Origin of the sequence: Pseudomonas sp. (genome assembly GCF_030150285.1) — a bacterium.
Classification (GTDB): Bacteria; Pseudomonadota; Gammaproteobacteria; order Pseudomonadales; family Pseudomonadaceae; genus Aquipseudomonas.
In genome coordinates this window covers 14,976-34,126 of sequence record NZ_JASLGE010000084.1, presented here as the reverse complement: position 1 = coordinate 34,126, position 19,151 = coordinate 14,976, and the positions used below count along the sequence as shown (strand labels likewise).

Below are 19,151 nucleotides of genomic sequence, written 5' to 3'. Positions count from 1 at the left end.
GTCGTTGGATTTCTAATTGCAGATAAGAGAAAACCAGAGAGTAGCGGGCAACAGTAAAAATCACCGTTACCCGCTCTGTCCCCCTCACAACACCCTGTTGCTTTCCTTCACCTTGTCCGCGTCGAGATACAGGCTCTCGCCCATTTCCTTGAACTTGGTGCTCATCTGCGCCATGCCCTGTTCTTTATCGTTCAACGTCGCGGCGTAGTCGCGCACGTCCTGCGTGATCTTCATCGAGCAGAATTTCGGACCGCACATCGAGCAGAAATGCGCGACCTTGTGGGCGTCCTTTGGCAGCGTCTCGTCGTGATACTTGCACGCGGTCTCCGGATCGAGCGACAGGTTGAACTGATCCATCCAGCGAAAATCGAAGCGCGCCCTTGAAAGAGCGTCATCGCGCAATTGCGCTGCCGGGTGGCCCTTGGCGAGATCGGCGGCATGTGCCGCGATCTTGTAGGTGATAACGCCAGTCTTGACGTCGTTGCGGTCGGGTAGCCCCAGATGCTCCTTCGGCGTGACATAGCAGAGCATCGCGCAGCCGAACCAGCCGATCATCGCAGCACCTATGCCCGAGGTGATGTGGTCATAGCCCGGCGCGATGTCGGTGGTCAGCGGGCCGAGGGTGTAGAACGGGGCCTCGTCACAGCATTCCAGCTGTTTGTCCATGTTCTCTTTGATCAACTGCATCGGCACGTGGCCGGGGCCTTCGATCATGCATTGAACGTCGTGCTTCCAGGCGATTTTGGTCAACTCGCCCAAAGTTTCCAGTTCACCGAACTGTGCCGCATCGTTGGCGTCGGCAATCGAGCCCGGGCGCAGGCCATCACCCAGCGAGAAGCTGACGTCGTAGGCCTTCATGATTTCGCAGATGTCGTCGAAATGGGTGTAGAGAAAGTTTTCTTTGTGGTGCGCCAGGCACCACTTGGCCATGATTGAGCCACCGCGCGACACAATGCCCGTCACACGTTTGGCGGTCAGCGGCACGTAGCGCAGCAACACCCCAGCGTGAATGGTGAAGTAGTCTACGCCCTGCTCTGCCTGCTCGATCAGGGTGTCGCGGAACAGTTCCCAGGTCAGGTCTTCGGCCACGCCGTTGACCTTTTCCAGCGCCTGATAAATCGGCACGGTACCGATCGGCACCGGCGAGTTGCGGATGATCCACTCGCGGGTTTCGTGAATGTGTTTACCGGTGGACAGGTCCATGACCGTGTCCGAGCCCCAGCGAATGCCCCAGGTCAGCTTGGCCACTTCTTCTTCAATCGAGGAGCCCAGCGCGCTGTTGCCGATGTTGCCGTTGATCTTCACCAGGAAGTTACGGCCAATGATCATCGGCTCCAGTTCAACGTGGTTGATGTTGGCCGGGATAATGGCGCGGCCACGGGCGATTTCGTCGCGCACGAATTCCGGGGTGATTTCTTTCGGGATATTGGCCCCGAAGCTGTGACCGGCGTGCTGCTGGTCAAGCAAACCTGCCGCCCGCGCTTCTTGCAGTTTCATGTTTTCGCGGATGGCGACGTATTCCATCTCGGCGGTGATGATGCCCTGACGCGCATAGTGCATCTGGGTCACGTTGGCCCCGGCCTTGGCCCGACGCGGGTTTTTCACGTGGGCAAAACGCAGCTGGGTCAACTCGGCGTCGTCGAGGCGCATTTGCCCGAAGTTCGAACTCAGGCCCGGCAGGCGCTCGGTGTCATCACGGTCGTTGAGCCAGGCCGAACGCACGTCGCCCAGGCCTTTGCGCACGTCAATCTCGACCGAAGGGTCGGTATACGGGCCGGAGGTGTCGTAGATCAATACCGGGGCATTGATTTCCCCGCCAAAATCGGTGGGCGTGACATCAAGGCTGACTTCACGCATCGGTACCAAAATGTCCGGGCGCGAGCCCTGTACGTAGACTTTTTGCGAGCGGGTAAACGGCTTGACGGACTGCTCATCGACCTTGGCCGAATCGCTGAGGTTGATCGCATTTTTTGGTTTTGTACTCATCACGGCTCTCCAGACTGCATCCAGGTGGATTGTCGGAGGGAGAACCTGAAAAATGTACGGAGTCACCCAAGGACTGGGTGCTGAGTGACGGCCTCGAACGATTGGTCATTTTTTGAACAATCGATCCCGGACGGCACTCAAGAGGACTCGCCGGGAGACGAGAAATCTTGTTCCCTACGCAGGCGTTAACCTGATCAGGTTCAACGGGATCCGAAATTATTCGATCTCAGCCTCATAGCAAGGCACCCCGACAAGAACGCGGCCAGTCTAGGGCAGACTCCAGTTTTTAGCTACAAGCGGCAAGCTCATGGCGTAAATTTGACTTGCCGCTTAAAGCTGAAAGCTTGCAGCTGCTCTCTCCCTCCAAAACTACTACACTCGCTACGTCTTGAAACAACGAGAGCCAGAACACGGCCTCGCCAATCACTTTCGCACTTTGAACTAGGGATCGCTCATGCTGCGCAAACTCTCGCTGGCTATCGCCGTGTCCTGGGCGACCAACGCTATGGCTGTGGATTCGCCTGCTCCTGTGTCCAACCAAAACGGTCTGGTCAGTGTTTACCGGGAAGCTGTCGACAATAACGCCGACCTCGCGGCAGCGCGTGCTGATTACTCGGCACAAAAGGAAGTGGTACCCCAGGCCCGCGCCGGTTTGCTGCCGAATCTGTCAGGCGGGGCCGAATCAAGCAATGTGCACACCTCCATCAATAAGCCGTCACTGACCACCAATCGCAGCGCGATGGTGTATCAGGCCACATTGGCCCAGCCCCTGTTCCGGATTGACCGCTGGTACCAGCTCAAAGCCGCCGAATCGGTCAATGAGCAGGCTGCGCTGCAACTCTCGGCCACGGAACAAAACCTGATCCTGCAAAGCGCCAATGCCTACTTCTCGGTGTTGCGTGCCCAGGACACGCTGGCCGCCACCAAAGCTGAAGAAGCCGCGTTCAAGCGCCAACTGGACCAGTCCCGCGAGCGTTTTGATGTAGGCCTGTCGGACAAGACCGACGTGCTGCAATCCCAAGCCAGCTACGACACCGCGCGGGCCAACCGCATGCTCGCCAAGCGCCAGGTCGAAGATGCTTTTGAAGCACTGGTGAGGCTGACCAACCGCCAGTACAACGCCATTGAAGGCATGCGCCACAGCTTGCCGATTTTGCCGCCGACGCCAAACGACGCCAAAGCCTGGGTCGACACCGCCGCGCAGCAGAACCTTTATTTGCTGGCCAGCAACTTCGCCGTAGACGCCGCGCAAGAAACGCTTAAACAGCGCAAAGCTGGCCACGCACCCACCGTGGATGCCGTGGCGCAATACAAAAGCGGCGACAACGACGCCTTCGGCCTCAGCAACCCGAACGCCCTGAACCAGCACTATGCCGGCCCGGTCAAGCAAACCAGCATCGGCATCCAGTTGAATATCCCGATCTACAGCGGTGGCTTGACCAGCTCGCAAGTCCGTGAGTCGTACTCGCGCCTGGACCAGACCGAGCAGCAGCGCGAGTCGCTGCGTCGTCAGGTGGTCGAAAACACCCGTAACCTGCACCGCGCGGTCAACACCGACGTTGAACAGGTGAAAGCCCGCCTACAGTCGATTATCTCGAGCCAGAGCGCATTGGAAGCCACAGAAATCGGCTACCAGGTGGGCACACGCAACATCGTCGACGTGCTCGACGCCCAGCGCCAGCTGTACAACTCGGTGCGCGATTACAACAACAGCCGCTACGACTACATCCTCGACAACCTGCGCCTCAAGCAAGCGGCAGGCACGCTGAACCCCGGCGACCTGGACGCGCTGTCGCGCTACCTGAAGGCCGACTACAACCCGGACAAAGACTTCCTGCCACCTGACCTGGCCCAGGCGGCCGAAGCCAACATACGTTCAGCGGGTAAATGATGTAATCGGATACCACCGTTCCGTGCGTGTTCCAGAGGTTAATGCGGCATTGCCCGCATGACCTCTTGGCACTCAACACAGGAACACCCCCATGCCGCTACAACCCACCCCCCCCGCTGACGCCACACCTTTCATACCTACGCAAAACGCAGTGCGAGCCGAGTTCGACAACCCGCCGACCCTTGAGTCCGTCGCCCGGCAGATGCTTGCCGCGGCGATTGCCGAGCACTACCCCACACTGATCATCGACCTCACGCGCACACGGCTGGCGGTTCCTATTCCGGGAGGCGGCTGGGCCCTTCACCCGTTCATGCCCAAAGTCATGGACTATCTGGGCAACGGGACCGAACTGGATCTGACCCCGGTCAGCGGCCAGCCCTACTATTTGGTCGACGAGGCACCCAACTGGCTACGCCTGCCCGCCGGCGAACTGAACATGAAGGTCATCGCAACCCTGGTCAAAGAGTTGGCGTGGCGCCTGCCGATCGGCTTGCAGAATTCGCTTAATGACTATTGGAAGCAGCCTTCAAGCACCGGCGCGAGCCGCTGGCGCTGGCTCAGTGATGTAATTCGAGACACCTTGACCCTCGGGGCGCTTAAACAGAAAGACTTGGACAGCGACGCTCGCGAGGCGATCAACCAGATCATTCAGTTTCCTGAACGTGAGGCCCGGGTTCGCCAGTTCGGTGAGCGTGCTGTCAGCGCCTACTGGCTTAAAGTTACGCTGCGCAATAATGGTGTGGTTCGTTCCGTGCTAAGCGAGAGGATCGTGCTTGCCACGGCAAAGCAAGTGATGAGCTTCAAGCCAGACGGTACCACCCGCACCTATAAAGACCTGAACACCCTGAGCCTGAGTTGGGTCAAGCGGATCAGCGAACGCTACGCGGTCAGTGAAATCCGGTCCAAACACTTCGAGCTCGAGGGCAATGTATTCGACGCAGCGGCCGCGGCCCTGCTGAATCGTCACCTGGAGCGTATTGCCGCACTCACACTGCCCACCCGGATTGGCGCACAGGCACTGCAAACGCTCTACCGCAAACTGCTCGACACCTCAGACTTTTTTGCTGATGCGCCTCCAGCCAATCGACAACAACTCGCCCCCCTGAAAGCGAATGTCCCCGACTGGCTCGAAAATGCCTCGCCAAACGACCGGGCGCTTTACCGCCAATACAGTGTGGGCATGGCCCGGGCCAAAAAAAACAGCCGGGGTCATACCTACCTGAACGGTATCAGCGGCATTCACACCTATGCCGTCGATGTCCTGCAGCAACTCCTGCAACGCGACCAAAAGCAGTTCGAACCCGGCCTCACCGAACCCCACGCCCCTCCCCATCCCGATGACATACAACTGACCTTTCATGTCGCGACCGGCGTGTTGAACACGATCGGTATCATCGAACCGGTCACCCTGAGCCTGACCGAACTGGCCCTGAAAAACCTGGTCGGGCGCCCTACCGGCCGCTTAACCCTGGGGCATCGATTGGGGTTAGCCCTGCCCGCGTGGCTAACGCCCGACTACATCACTCAGCGTGACGGCCTGATCGAGCAGGCCAATATCGGCAAGGCGTATCCCGAACGCCTTGAAAGTCTGCTGCTGAGCAACACCCCTGCCTCGCAAGAGCGTGAGAAGCTGTTTGCCGAACAAATGAATGTACAACTGCCCCTGGAAGCCCTGGAGTTGAGCCTTAAAAAAGCCAACGGCATGACCCCGCTCGGCGCACGTTATGTGGCCGCAGTGGTACAGCCTGGTGCAGACGAGCGAGTGATTGAAGGGCAGCCTGTGGTGATTCGGCGCCTGGCGCTGATACGCAAACCCGAGGCCGTACCCGATGTCGTCAGCAACATGTTCATCATCGAGCCCAGCAATACTGACCACGGCCCGCACGTGCTCTACCGCCCGTTTTACGCCAAGGCACTGCTGGAATTCCCCACGCGTGACGCCTTGCTAAAGGCCATGGCGGAGCCGGGTGAGTTGCAAGACAGCATTCTGATCTGGTTAAGCGATGCCGCACGTCCGATCTATGCCAATGGCGGCATTAAAGAGCCTCACTACGTACGTTTTGGCTTGGGCAGTGAGTTTGCTCCCCTCGAAGTACCCGCCCCGGCAGCGCTAGCCACCGATGGCATCAGTCACGAACTGCTGCAATACCTGCTCAATGGCCAATTGATGCTGTTCCTGTATGGGTGCAACGCCAGAGCCTTGGTCGACCAGGCCAATACCGACTCTGTGTCCAACCGTGAGAGCCGCTGGCGTGTTTTTTTTGAAGGCACCAGCCTGGTGTTCAACAGTTTGCTGCTTGCACCGGCGTTGCCGCGGGCGCTGATGATCACAGGTGGGCTGCTTGGGCTGGCGAATACGGTCAGTCAGGCTATTCCCGCACTGTCCAGTCGTGACCCGGCCACACGGGAGCTTGCCATCGCCGATGTACTGCTCAACGTCGGCATGATGTTATTCCACTACACCCTGAGTGCCCTGCCTCGGCTCCCACGGGTGGCGTCGCGAATGGCGCGCCAAACCTTGCGACCTTTAGCGCCCGCCCATGACCCGCAAGGCTGGCCAGCCCCCTCCCCGCCCAAAATCATCACGGGCCTTGTGGCGCTGGCCGGTGAGTTCCCCAACACGGACAGCACAGTCCTCGATTTCCGTTTCGCCAGTGCCCGCAATCACCTCACTGCCGGCCAAATCAGAAAACTCGCTGAATTCAAGATTGCTCGCCCGGCGGCTCTCCCCCCCGCTCAAGCCACAGGTGTGCACAAAGGTCTGTACCGCATTGCCGACAGGTGGTGCGCCCTGATTGATAATGACCTGTACCCCGTCGAAGTCGACCTCAAAGGGGGAGCCATCATCGTGTCGAGTACCGACCCCAGTCACTTGGGCCCACGGGTAAAGTCAGACATCAATGGCCTGTGGACGCTGGATTTGGGCATGAGTTTGCAAGGCGGCATGCCGCCCAGGCGTATCGCCGCCCTGAAACAAAAGAAAGCAGCCCGCCTGCTTGAGCTTCAGACCGAACTGGATACTTTTTTCAAAGAGGAAGAGACGCTGCACAAAACCGTGGAAACCACCCTTCAGATTCTAGAGAAGGCCAGTGATGACCCACGCTACACCGCTGAACAGCTCACCGCCCTGCGTGAGCGCCTCGACACTGCACTGCAAAAGCAATTGAGCGCCTACCAAAAACTGCTCGACACGCGGCAGGAGCGCCTGGAGCTTCAGGCACCATTTCACGAAAAAGTCGTGATCTCTCTGCTGGAAAAAGCGTTTGACAACAGGGCAACGTCGCTCTCAATTCCGGCAAAGGAACAGCGCATTCTGCTACGTAAATGGCCACAGTTCAGCACGCTTGACGCTCGCATGGAGGCGGCCAGTGAGGCCGACCCGAAGGGTTTCGAGCAGTTCATCAGAGAGCAAATCACCATCAACGATAGAGCCATCGAACGGATCGAAATGCGTAATGGCTACCTGGATGAACTGTTCAACCTCAGTGAGGCCGGGGCCGAGGCGGCGGCCCCGCTGACGAGCCAGTTGCCCCGCGAGGAACACAGCCCTCTGTCCCTGAAGAGCCTGCAACTGGAGTGCCTGAAGATGGTCAGTTCAAGCACAACGGCCAGCACACTGGTAGAGGACAGCCTGGATCAGGCCATCGACCCCCTGAAAGAACACCTGCATACCCACATCGAAGTCACCACGCTTGCGCTCGAAACGAGCAGGCGCGTAGAGGTGCTGGACAGCCTGGTTGAACATTACGGTCAGGCGCTGGATGCGTTGCAAGGCATCCGCCTGATGAGCGCTGAATCACTTGAAATGACGTACTTCGACAAACTTGGCCAACTGCTCGATTCACTGTATCAGGATGCAACCAAGCTACTGGCGGCCGAAATCAAACCTGCCCTCAAACCGCGTAAAAGGCCTGAGCCGCGCCCGCCCTCCGGTGCGGGCATACCACAGCGCAAAGTGATCAAGGCCCGCGGCAAAGGGACCCTGATCGGCAATGTCAGGCCCGCTGACGGGCAATGGCCGATGGAAGTCATTGAAGTGCACTCAGGGTATGACAAACAGTTGCTGTCAACCTACTCACAACATGGCGATGAGTGGGTTGAGATCCAGACCCTGCACCCTAAACCAGCGGCCCCGCTCCGTGCCCTGAATATCATCAAGGGAGACGCACGCAAGCTGTTTGGGCAATTTGATAAACACCTGAGCCAAGTGCGGCAATACCGAGCCCTGTGCCGGCACCCCGTGGAAATCCAGGAGCAGGCCAACAACGAGGCCCGCAAGCTCGACCGGTTGGCCAGCGAACTGCACAACGCCGTTCAGGCTGAGCCTGCCGCGTCACGCCTGCCTGCAGACCAGACACTCATCGATGACATGCGAAGCGCCGCCCAACGCCTGACACAAGAAGGCGAAACATTGCGTATTCAGTTAAGCCTGGAACTGCCCCCCACCCACGGCAACCTTCAGTACTTGCTGGATCAAAAACGTGTGCAGATTGCAGCCTTGGGCGAACGCATTAAATTGCAGGGGGAGCGTCAGGACTTTATTCAGGAATACGCGGTAAATGACCGGGACGGCGCGCCGTTGTGGTATGCGCACTTTCATTACCCGGCACTCGATACGCCCGCGCCCGATTATGCGGTCGCCCATTTGAAGACCAAGGCACAGCGCAAGCTGAGCTACTTCTCACAGTTGGCCGACGCGCACAGCGGGCAAGCCATTGTGAATGTGCACCGGGGCCAGATAGGCAAAAACCTGGCCGAACGCTGGTTTCTGCCGCTGGTCATGCTGACGGAATAAGCACCTAGCGCGACAGCAGCTTGCCCAAACCCTCCAGCAGGCGCTGCAAAGCGCCCTGGTTGGTGCGCATCACGCGCAACCCGGCCTCAGCCATCAAGTGCGCGTCCTGCGGCAACTCAAACAGGCGCTGCACTGCAACGGCCAGGCCTTGTGCATCGTCTACCTCCTCCAATGCACCGGCCTCGCGCAACAACGCGGCGATTTCGAGAAAGTTGAACAGGTGCGGGCCACTCAATACCGGCTTGGCCAGCGCTGCGGGCTCCAGCAGGTTATGGCCGCCGTTGGGCACCAGGCTGCCACCCACAAAAGCACTGTCTGCCAAGGCATACAAAAACAGCAGCTCGCCCATGGTGTCGCCCAACAGCACCTGCGTCTGCGCGCTGACCGGCGTTGCAGTCGAGCGCCGTACCGTGTTGAAACCTTCGCTCTGGCATAGCTCGAACACCGCGTTAAAGCGTTCCGGGTGGCGCGGCACCAAAATCAACAGGGCGTTCGGGTAGCTGGCGAGCAACTGCCGATGCGCCGCCAGCACGATTGCATCCTCACCGTCATGGGTGCTGGCGGCGATCCACACCGGGCGCTCCAGCGCCTGCCATTGCTCGCGCAGCGCGCGGGCCTTGATCAGCAACTGAGGGTCAATCGTCAGGTCAAACTTGATCGAACCGGTCACTTGCACGCACTCAGGCCGGGCACCCAACTGGAGGAAGCGCTCGGCTTCGGCTTCGGTCTGTACCGCGATCAGGCTCATCTCTTCGAGCATTGGCCGGGTGAGCTTGGCGAAGCGCGCATACCCCTTGGCCGAACGGGCCGACAACCGCGCATTGGCCAGTGCCACCGGAATGCCACGCTTGGCGCATTGATGAATATGGTTAGGCCACAATTCGGTTTCCATGATCACCGCCAGCTTGGGCTGCACCCGGCCCAGAAAACGCGCGGCGGCCCATGGCAGGTCGTAAGGCAAATAACAGTGCTGAATGCGTGGTTCGTCGGCGAACAGGGCTTGAATGCGCTCCGAACCGGTCGGAGTCATGCAGGTCACGGTAATCGGCAACTGTGGATAACGTTGCAGCAACGCCCGGATCATCGGGGCGGCGGCGATGCTTTCACCGACGGACACGGCGTGCACCCAGATCCCGCCGGGCTGCAGGGCTGGCAGGTTGAGCGCGAAACGCTCGCCAATGCGCTTGGCATACGCCGGGGCTTTACGTGCCCGCAGCCATAAGCGAATCGCCACCAATGGCAGCCCCAGATGAAACAGCAAGGTGTAGAGAGTTCTATTCATGGGCCCGGAGTTTACTTGAAAACGACTTCCACGATGATGGCACCGAACACGGTCCTTTCAAGGCGCGACAAAAAGCCCCCTACACATTTTCACAACCTCTAGAATTACTTGCTGATAAATTGCTCCGCCCCCTCCCTTCAGGATTCCTCCATGAACGCCTACTACTACTTGGCTATCGCCATCTGCGCCGAAGTGATTGCTACTGTTTCGATGAAGGCGATCAAAGGGTTCAGCACACCCTTACCGCTGATCCTGGTCATCGCGGGCTACGCAACGGCGTTCTGGATGCTGACACTGGTGGTGCGCACCATTCCGGTGGGCGTGGCGTACGCGGTGTGGGCGGGCATGGGCATTGTGATGGTGAGCATTGCCGCGCTGTTTATCTACGGGCAAAAGCTCGACCTACCAGCCATGCTCGGCATGGGCCTGATTGTGTTGGGCGTGGTGGTGATTCAACTGTTCTCGAAAACGGCGGGGCATTGAAGCAGCGGCAAGCGGCAAGTTTTGAGCTACAAATAATAGCGAGATCAAAAGCCAGCCATCACACCGCTTCTGATCTTGCCTTTACTTGCAGCTTGCAGCTTGCAGCTTCTTTATACTGCTTCTTTGTCTTTAAAGCCTGAGGTCGCCCATGCCATCTGTTATTTCCACCGACGTGCTGATTGTCGGCGCGGGGGTTGCTGGCCTTTGGCTCAATGCCCGCCTGCGCCGCTTGGGGTTTTCGACGGTGGTGGTCGAGCGCGAAAGCCTCGGCGGCGGCCAGAGTGTGAAATCCCAAGGCATCATTCATGGCGGGGCCAAATACGCCCTGCACGGTGCCCTGACCGGTGCATCCGAAGCCATTGCCGATATGCCCCGCCGTTGGCGCGAAGCCCTGGCCGGTGACGGCGAATTGGATCTGCGCGGCGTTCGCGTGCTGTCCGAAGCCCATTACCTGTGGTCGCCCGGCACCTTGGCCGGCAACCTCACCAGTTTCTTTGCCAGTAAGGCGGTGCGCGGGCGCGTCGATCAGGTCAAAGGCGATCAATTGCCCCCGGCCCTGCAAAACCCGCGTTTCAAGGGCAAGGTCTATCGCTTGGCTGAACTGGTGGTCGATGTACCCAGCCTGATCGAGCGTCTGGCTGGACTGGCAGGGGATGGCCTGTTGGCCGGTCAACAAATCGAACCTCTTTTTGAGCACAACGAGCTGATCGGCCTGCGGGTCGACGGCCGTGACATTCATGCCCAGCGCATCGTGTTCAGCGCGGGGGCGGGCAATGCCGACCTGTTGAGCAGCGCCGGCATTAGCGTACCCGCGCAACAGTTGCGCCCGCTGCACATGGTGCTGGTCAAGGGCCCGAGCCTCAAACCGCTGTATGCCCACTGCCTGGGTGGCGGCCCCAAGCCGCGCATCACCGTGACCACTCACCCAGCCGCCAATGGCGAATGGGTGTGGTACTTGGGCGGCGATATCGCCGAGGCCGATGGCGTGGCCCGTGAACCGGCCGAGCAGATTGCCGTGGCGCAGAAAGAACTGGGCAACTTGTTGCCGTGGGTCGACTTGAGCCAGGCGCAGTGGGCCACGTTGCGGGTCAATCGCGCTGAACCCGCGCAATCGGGGCTGGTACGCCCGGACAACGCTTTCCTGGCCGATCAGGGGCGCTTGCTGGTCGGCTGGCCGACCAAGCTGGCCTTGGCCCCGGACTTCGCGGACCGCGTGCTCAAGGCCCTTGAGCATGACGGCATCACGCCGGGCAACGCCCCCGCCCTGCCCGACTTCCCGCGCCCACCCTTGGGCAAAACCGCCTGGGAGCAACTGTTGCCATGAGCCAGCCCACCCTGCACGACCTTCATCGCCCACTGGGCAGCACCGGCCTGAAGGTGTCGCCACTGGGCCTGGGCACCGTTAAACTGGGGCGCGACCAAGGGGTGAAGTACCCCAATGGTTTCCAGATCCCGAACGACGATGAAGCGCGCAGGCTGCTCAAACTCTGCCGTGATCTGGGCATCAACCTGATCGACACCGCGCCGGCCTATGGCCGCAGTGAGGAGCGACTGGGCCCGCTATTGCGCGGTCAGCGCCAGGACTGGGTAATTGTCAGCAAAGTGGGTGAAGAGTTCGTCGGCGGCCACTCCAGCCACGATTTCAGCGCCGCCCATACCCGCCGCTCGGTGGAACGTAGCCTGCAACGCTTGGAAACAGATTTCATCGACATGGTACTGGTGCATTCTGACGGCAATGACCTCGCCATTCTGAATACCCACGAGGTGTACGACACGCTGGCCGCCCTCAAGCGCGAAGGCAAGATTCGCGGCTTCGGGCTCTCGGGCAAAACCGTCGAAGGCGGGCTCAAAGCCTTGGAAACCGGCGACTGTGCGATGGTCACGTACAACCTTAACGATCAAGCCGAGCAACCCGTCATCGATTACGCTGCCGCCCATGGCAAGGCCATTCTGGTCAAGAAAGCCTTGGCCAGTGGCCATGTCTGCTTGAGTCCCGGGGTCGATCCAGTGCGTGCCAGCTTCGAACTGGTATTTGGCCATCACGGGGTTGCCAGTGCTATTGTCGGCACCATCAATCCTTTGCATCTGGCCCATAACGTGACAACGGTGGCGCAGGTCCTGCACACCCGCTGATGCCGCCGACGCGGCCGACCCCGACGCAAGAAGGAGCCGTCATATGCCGCGTTCGCTTATTCGCAAGAACCCCAGCGACTTCAAAACCCTGCCCCTGTTTGTCGAAGCGACGCCCGAAGGCCTGGCCTACCAGAGCATCGGCATGCCCCTGAACTTTACCCAGACCCTGCAAAAACGCCGGCACGTTACCGTGCCCGATATCGAGCGGTTTGCCCTGGAACTGGCCAACCTTGGGGTTTCCGTGCGGTTGACGCTCAATTGGCAAGGTCGCGACTACTGGGTGCTGGTGCGCCAGCGACGCCAGGATCGCGGCGATGTGGTGCTTAAGCTGATCTCCGGTTACGTACCGGCCCACGAGATCAATCTGCCCTTGCACACGGCCATTCAGGAAATTGCTGAAGAGTGCTTGCTGGAAACCCCCGAAGGCTGGCTCAGTGGGCGCTTTAACGAAACATGGCTGCCCGCGCCTTACGTCAGTGCGCTGCATTATCGTGAAGCCCTGCCCTTTCGCCTCACGCCGCTGTCCGGCGCGGCCCGCCCGGTGCGCTGTGGCAGCCAACCGCTGCTGGAACGCCCACGGGCCTACGTGCATTTACCCACCGCCTCCCTGCAACTGATTTACGACCTGCGCCTTGAAGTGCCCAAAGAAGCCAAGTCGTTGAGCCTGTTTCATGTGGACGAACGGCTTGAAGGGGACCAACTGGTGGCGCGGCTCGACCGCAAGCGCCCGGACCTGTACCTGATGCCACTGACTGACGGCGAACCGTGCGCCGAGCTGTACACCCTGCACAAGGACCAACTGCAACGCGCCAGCACCCGAGGCTTATACCTGGCGGAAAGTTTTGCGCCGCAGAAGGGCTGGGTGGTCAGCGAAGAGCGAATTCGCTGGAAAGACTGGCTCAAACAGCAAGGTTTGAGCGCACCGGACAAGGAGTCGAGTCTGAAGCGCCTGACCGGAAAGGCCCGGCAGATATTCAGGAAGGTCGTAAAGGCCGAGTAGCCCAATATGCCTGTAGGCGCAGCCGGTCGACGCTCGATTGCTCGTGATCTTATAAAGGTCAAAAGATCACGAGCAAGCTCGTTCCTACAAACGCTGCCATCCTCCGTAGGAGCGAGCTTGCTCGCGATCTTTTAAAGGTCAAAAGACAACGAACATACTCGTTCCCACAGATTGCGTGGTCACTGGCCGCGGATTTTCTCGACGATGGCCGTGGTCGAGCTGTTTTCAACCAGCCCCAGCACTTTCACGGTGCCGCCATACGCGCTCACGATGTCGGCACCCACCACTTGGTCAATCCCGTAATCACCGCCCTTGACCAGTACGTCCGGTTTGACCTGAGCCAGCAGGTTCTCCGGGGTGCCCTCTGGGAAGCTGATCACCCAGTCCACAGCGCCCAGACCGGCCAGCACCGCCATGCGGCGGTCCACGCTGTTGATCGGGCGGCCCGGACCTTTGAGGCGGCTCACGGAGGCATCGTCATTGACCGCCACAATCAGGCGGTCGCCTTGGGCGCGCGCCTGCTCCAGGTAGGTCACATGCCCGGCATGCAGGATGTCAAAGCAGCCATTGGTGAAAACGATTTTCTCGTTATGCGCCCGAGCGTCATCAATGGCCAGCAGCAATTGATCAAGGCTCAATATGCCCCGCTCGGAGCCTTCCGAACGCTGAATGGCACGGCGCAGTTCCGGCGCGCTGATGGCCGCCGTGCCGAGCTTGCCGACCACGATGCCCGCCGCCAGATTGGCCAGGGCCACCGCGTGGGGCAGTTCTTCGCCGGCTGCAATGGCCGCTGCCAGGGTTGAAATGACCGTGTCGCCAGCACCGGTGACGTCAAACACTTCACGGGCGCGGGCCGGCAGGTGCATGGCTGCAAAGCCCGGACGCAGCAGGGTCATGCCGTGTTCACCACGGGTGACCAGCAGCGCGCCCAAGTCCAGGTCGGCCATCAGCTTGGCCCCCTTGGCCACCAGGTCAGCCTCGTCGACGCAACCGCCGACGATGGTTTCAAACTCGCTGAGGTTCGGTGTGATCAGGCTCGCGCCACGGTAGATCGAAAAGTCTTTGCCTTTAGGGTCGGCCAGCACGGGAATACCGCGCTCACGGGCGGCCTGAATCAGCACTTGATGGTTTTTCAGCGCACCCTTGCCGTAGTCAGACAGCACCAGCACCTTGATGCCATCCAGCAGGCTTTCGACTTCAGCTCCCAGCGCAAGGGCGTCGGTGGCAAAGGGCTCTTCAAAGTCGATACGCAGCAGTTGCTGGTGACGGCTCATAACCCGCAGTTTGACGATAGTGGGCTGGTGCGCAATGCGCTGGAACAGGGCGCGCACACCTGCGCCTCGAAGGCTGTTGGCCAGGCTGTCGGCAGCTTCATCGTCACCCGTCACGCCAACCAATGAGGCTGGCGCACCGAGCGCCGCAATGTTAAGCGCAACGTTGGCGGCACCACCGGGGCGGTCCTCGATTTGCTCGACTTTAACCACCGGCACGGGTGCCTCAGGGGAAATCCGTGAGGTCCCGCCATGCCAATAACGGTCGAGCATGACATCGCCTACCACCAAGACAGGGGCTTGATCGAATCGCGGCATGGACAACTTCATGGAGAACCCACATACAAAATGAACAGGGGCGCGATATTAACACAGGGTGAACGCAGGTCAGTTCACGGTGTTAATCGCAGGAATAAGAAGCACTGTCAGAGGTGGGAGCAGGTGTGCCCGCTCCCACAGGCCTGGTCGTCAATTTCAGGCGATATCGCCAGACGCCAGCGGCGCATCAAGGCCCATTGAGTGCAGACGGGCGTAATAACCGTTCTGCGCCAGCAACTCGCTATGGGTGCCACGCTCAACGATCTGACCTTGGTCCATCACCAGAATCAGGTCGGCTTTTTCGATGGTCGAAAGACGGTGCGCAATCACCAGCGTGGTGCGGCCCTTCATGACCTGGTCCAGCGCCGCCTGAATATGACGCTCCGACTCGGTGTCCAGCGCCGAGGTCGCTTCGTCGAGAATCAACAATGGCGCATTCTTGAGCAGGGCGCGGGCAATCGCCAGGCGCTGGCGCTGACCACCGGACAACAGCACGCCGTTCTCACCCACGGGGGTGTCCAGGCCTTGCGGCAGTTGCTCAATAAAGTCCATCGCGTAAGCATCACGCGCGGCTCGCTCGATGTCGGCCCGTGGCGCACCCGCCAGGTCACCGTAGGCAATGTTGTTGGCCACGGTGTCACTAAACAGGGTCACGTTCTGGGTCACTTGCGCGATATGGCGACGCAGGTTGAGCAAGCGATAATCTTCGATCTCGACCCCATCGAGCAGAATTTCGCCCGAGGTGTGGTGATAGAAGCGCGGGATCAAATTGGCCAGCGTCGACTTGCCGCTCCCCGAACGCCCGACCAGCGCCACCATTTGCCCCGGCTCAGCCGAGAACGTCACGTCCTTGAGCACCTGACGGTCGGTGTCGGGGTAGGTGAAGCTCAGGTTGCGCACATCAAGGCGGCCAGTGACATGGTCGCGCTCGATGGTGCCGGTATCGACCTCAGGTTTCTCATCCAGTTGCTCGAAAATACTCTCGGCACCCGCCACACCTTTCTGAATCGTCGAGCTGACTTCCGACAATTGACGGATCGGCTTGGGCAGCAGCCCCGCCAGGGTGATGTAGGCGATCATGTCACCTGCCGAGGCATCGCCGCGCATGTACAGCACCAGGAACATCAAAATGCCCATCGCGATGTAGATAACCAGTTGCAGCATCGGAGTGTAGATCGCCCCGGTACGGGTCATGCGCAGTTGTTTGTCGGTGTTGCCTTGGCTGGCTTCCAGAAAACGCTTTTGCTCGTAGGCTTCGCCGCCAAAACTGCGAACCACGCGGTAACCCTGGATGGTTTCTGACGCGACGTGCGTCACATCACCCATAGCTGCCTGAATTTTCTTGCTCTGTTTACGGAATTTCTTGCTGGCCGTGCTCACCATCACGGCAATCAACGGCAAAATCGCGACCATCACCAACGTCAACCGCCAGTTCATCCACAGCAGCGAGGCAAACAGGAATACCACGGTCATACCTTCACGGATCACCACTTTGATGGCGTCTGTGGCGGCCCCCGTGACCATCGTCACGTTGAACGTGATACGGGAAATCAGGTGGCCCGAGTTGTGTTTGTCAAAGTAGCGGTTCGGCAGCACCAGCAGGTTGTTGAACAACTGAACCCGCAGGTCGTGCACCAGCCCCAGCGATACTTTGGCCAGAAAGTAGTTGCCCAAAAAGGAACCCAGGCCTTGCCAGGCCGCAATCAGTACGATCAGGATCGGCACGGCTTGCAGCAGCCGAAGGTCGCGCAGGTAAGGGACCGTCGGGAACAACACCGCATCGGGGTTGGACAGACCATCGACAAAGTACTTGAGGATGTAACCCAGCATTGGCTGGGTCGACGCGAAAATCAGAAAGCCGACAATACTCAGCAAAAAAAGACCGATATAAGGCCGTACATAGCTGAGGAGGCGCAGATAGATCTTCAAGCTCGATTCGCTTGAGGTGGGGCTGGATTCGGTCATATCACGCGACAGTTGTGAAAAAAGGTTGCTGACTTTATCACAGCTTCTCTGGTGTACTGCCAGCCGCTTCGGCGACGGTCCTACGGGGCATCGAAAACGACATGAAATGGCCATTACCCTACAATGACCGTTCAAAATCGGGAATGAATCTTTCAACATGCAATTCAGTTACTTGAGTGACTCAAAACATCGAATCTTCGATTTCATTTGCCTATGGCTACTGCCCATCGGGCTTTTTTTATTGCTGTGTGACTTATATTTTGTTCCTGACCGCAGCCTCCATCACAAGCTGTACTACGGCCTGTTCAGCATTCCGACACTGATCGCACTGGTGCTGCGCCCCAGCGAGCTGAAAGCCTGTTTGCGCGAGCCTTTGGTACTGGGGTTTCTGGCGTTTGCCGGGTGGGCAATGGTCAGCCTGATCTGGAGCCCGGGCAACGAAAGCCTGATGAAGGCGCTCAAGCCGGCACTGCATATTCTGATGCTGTTCATGGGCTGCAGCCTGCTGGTCAAGTACCGCAGTGACAGCCTGCAACCCGTTTTTTTCGGGGCCGGTGTTGTCGCGCTGCTGATCACGGTGTTCAACCTTTACACCTACCTCACCACCGCAACACCCGACACCCCGGATGGCCGCCTGATCGGTATGGGGGCGTTCGATAACCCCCTGCTCAGCTCCCACGCCTTTGGTTTTTTCTGCATTTACTGGCTGACCTTGGGCATGACGTGCAAACGCCCTTTTGTCATGTTGATCGCTGCACCCGCCTTTCTCATCATGTTTGCCGCACTGCTGGCCACGGGTTCCAGAACTCCACTGGTGGCCATTGTCCTGAGCATGATCTGGCTCAGTTTTATCTGCTGGAACCGCCGTTCACTGGCCTTGGGCATTCTCCTGGTGGTCGGCGGTGCCGTGGTGTTCAGCCTGTTTTCAGAGATGATCTTCAGCCGTGGCAGCTCGTTCCGCTTCGAGCTGTGGCAAATGGCCCTGGACCTGATTGCCCAGCGCCCCTTCACCGGCCACGGCTATGACGCACCCCTGGCCCTGGTCTTGCACCTGCCCGATATGGAGTATGTGCTCTCCGAGCCGCACAACTTTGCCCTGGGCGCGCTGTATTACGTGGGGATCATTGGTTTTGTGCCGTGGGCCTTTATGCAAGTGTGGGCGCTGTGCAGCAGTTGGCGGCACCGGATCAACCCACTGTTTATCCTCGCCTCAGCCTGGCTGGTGTACGGCATTGGCGCGGGCATGACCGAAGGCGGCGGGATTCTGCCACGCCCCAAAGAACACTGGTATTTGCTATGGATTCCACTGGCCATCATTGCCGCGCTGAGCATCAACCGACGCCTTAAAACCCTGCTCGATCGGCCTGTTCGCAGCCTGAGCAACGCCGATCTGGCGGCCCTGCAGACCCACGCGCGGGTGATTGAAGAAGACGGCTTGGGGCCAAAAGTCCTGCGCTTGGAAAATGGCCAGTTCCTGAAGCTGTTCCGCCAGCGCCGCTGCTACACGTCGGGCAGCTTTAACCCGTACTCCGAACGTTTTGCCGTCAACAGCGAACGCCTGCAGGCCAAGGGCATTCCCGCCCCGCAGATACTCGACCTGTACCAGTTTGCGGATGGCAGCAGCGGCGTGCTGTACCAGCCGTTGTCGGGGCAGACGCTGCGCCAGGTGTTGCAGTCCATCGGTTCCGATGCCATGCGCCAGGCGCTGGTCGAACGCTTTGGCAAGTTCCTGGCGCTGCTGCATGAACAGGGGATTTACTTCCGTTCGCTGCACCTGGGGAATGTGTTGTTGATGGACGATGGCGAGTTTGGCCTGATCGACATCGCCGACCTGCACGTTTACCCCTCAGCCCTGCGGCTGGACTTGCGCCAGCGCAATCTGCGCCATATGCAACGCTACCCGGAAGACCGTCGCTGGTTGTTTGAAGAGCAGTTGCAAGCCCTGCTAGACGGCTATGCAGCCCGCGCGCCTGCCAAAGCCGCCGCGCGGTTGAAGGCCCAGGTCGAACAACTGGGCCGTTAAGTCA

The 19,151-nt window shown here is 59.5% G+C and carries 11 protein-coding genes and 1 riboswitch; of the genes, 7 read left to right on the top strand and 4 right to left on the bottom strand.

Going from position 1 to position 19,151, the window contains the following annotated elements:
• Window positions 1-84 precede the first annotated feature (84 nt).
• The gene (gene thiC, locus Q1W15_RS19915; protein ID WP_300731234.1) at window positions 85-1,986 is read right to left on the bottom strand and encodes a phosphomethylpyrimidine synthase ThiC; all 1,902 of its coding nucleotides are present in this window, start codon (window positions 1,984-1,986) and stop codon (window positions 85-87) included.
• 154 nt (window positions 1,987-2,140) lie between these two features.
• Window positions 2,141-2,246: riboswitch (TPP riboswitch) on the bottom strand.
• A 194-nt stretch (window positions 2,247-2,440) separates the two neighbouring features.
• Here thiC and Q1W15_RS19910 point away from each other — a divergent pair.
• Window positions 2,441-3,877, top strand: coding sequence for a TolC family outer membrane protein (locus Q1W15_RS19910; RefSeq protein WP_300731231.1), 1,437 nt, complete (start codon window positions 2,441-2,443; stop codon window positions 3,875-3,877).
• Between the two features lie 91 nt (window positions 3,878-3,968).
• Complete coding sequence (locus Q1W15_RS19905; protein ID WP_300731228.1) at window positions 3,969-8,672, top strand: DUF6543 domain-containing protein; 4,704 nt, start codon at window positions 3,969-3,971, stop codon at window positions 8,670-8,672.
• 4 nt (window positions 8,673-8,676) lie between these two features.
• Here Q1W15_RS19905 and waaA read toward each other — a convergent pair whose 3' ends face one another.
• Complete coding sequence (gene waaA, locus Q1W15_RS19900; protein ID WP_300731225.1) at window positions 8,677-9,954, bottom strand: lipid IV(A) 3-deoxy-D-manno-octulosonic acid transferase; 1,278 nt, start codon at window positions 9,952-9,954, stop codon at window positions 8,677-8,679.
• Window positions 9,955-10,104: 150 nt separating this feature from the next.
• Between waaA and Q1W15_RS19895 the strand changes: the two genes are divergently transcribed.
• The 4 genes from Q1W15_RS19895 (at window position 10,105) to Q1W15_RS19880 (ending at window position 13,570) form a co-directional block, all read left to right on the top strand.
• On the top strand, window positions 10,105-10,437 hold the full coding sequence (locus tag Q1W15_RS19895) for a multidrug efflux SMR transporter (protein WP_019411119.1): 333 nt from the start codon (window positions 10,105-10,107) through the stop codon (window positions 10,435-10,437).
• 148 nt (window positions 10,438-10,585) lie between these two features.
• Window positions 10,586-11,761, top strand: a complete 1,176-nt coding sequence (locus tag Q1W15_RS19890; protein ID WP_300731217.1) for an FAD-binding oxidoreductase — start codon at window positions 10,586-10,588, stop codon at window positions 11,759-11,761.
• The gene (locus tag Q1W15_RS19885; protein WP_300731214.1) at window positions 11,758-12,570 is read left to right on the top strand and encodes an aldo/keto reductase; all 813 of its coding nucleotides are present in this window, start codon (window positions 11,758-11,760) and stop codon (window positions 12,568-12,570) included. The genes Q1W15_RS19890 and Q1W15_RS19885 overlap by 4 nt, the downstream gene beginning before the upstream one ends.
• A 43-nt stretch (window positions 12,571-12,613) precedes the next feature.
• Window positions 12,614-13,570: a metal ABC transporter ATPase gene (locus Q1W15_RS19880; RefSeq protein ID WP_300731213.1), complete on the top strand. Its 957-nt coding sequence runs from the start codon at window positions 12,614-12,616 to the stop codon at window positions 13,568-13,570.
• 179 nt (window positions 13,571-13,749) lie between these two features.
• Here Q1W15_RS19880 and hldE read toward each other — a convergent pair whose 3' ends face one another.
• Both hldE and msbA read right to left on the bottom strand, forming a co-directional pair.
• Window positions 13,750-15,171 (bottom strand): bifunctional D-glycero-beta-D-manno-heptose-7-phosphate kinase/D-glycero-beta-D-manno-heptose 1-phosphate adenylyltransferase HldE, encoded by a 1,422-nt coding sequence (hldE, locus tag Q1W15_RS19875; RefSeq protein WP_300731211.1) that lies wholly within the window; start codon window positions 15,169-15,171, stop codon window positions 13,750-13,752.
• A 144-nt stretch (window positions 15,172-15,315) separates the two neighbouring features.
• Window positions 15,316-17,124: a lipid A export permease/ATP-binding protein MsbA gene (gene msbA / locus Q1W15_RS19870; RefSeq protein WP_300731209.1), complete on the bottom strand. Its 1,809-nt coding sequence runs from the start codon at window positions 17,122-17,124 to the stop codon at window positions 15,316-15,318.
• A 157-nt stretch (window positions 17,125-17,281) separates the two neighbouring features.
• On the opposite strand from msbA, the gene Q1W15_RS19865 reads away from it, so the two are divergent.
• Window positions 17,282-19,147: an O-antigen ligase family protein gene (locus Q1W15_RS19865; RefSeq protein WP_300731207.1), complete on the top strand. Its 1,866-nt coding sequence runs from the start codon at window positions 17,282-17,284 to the stop codon at window positions 19,145-19,147.
• Window positions 19,148-19,151: the final 4 nt, after the last annotated feature.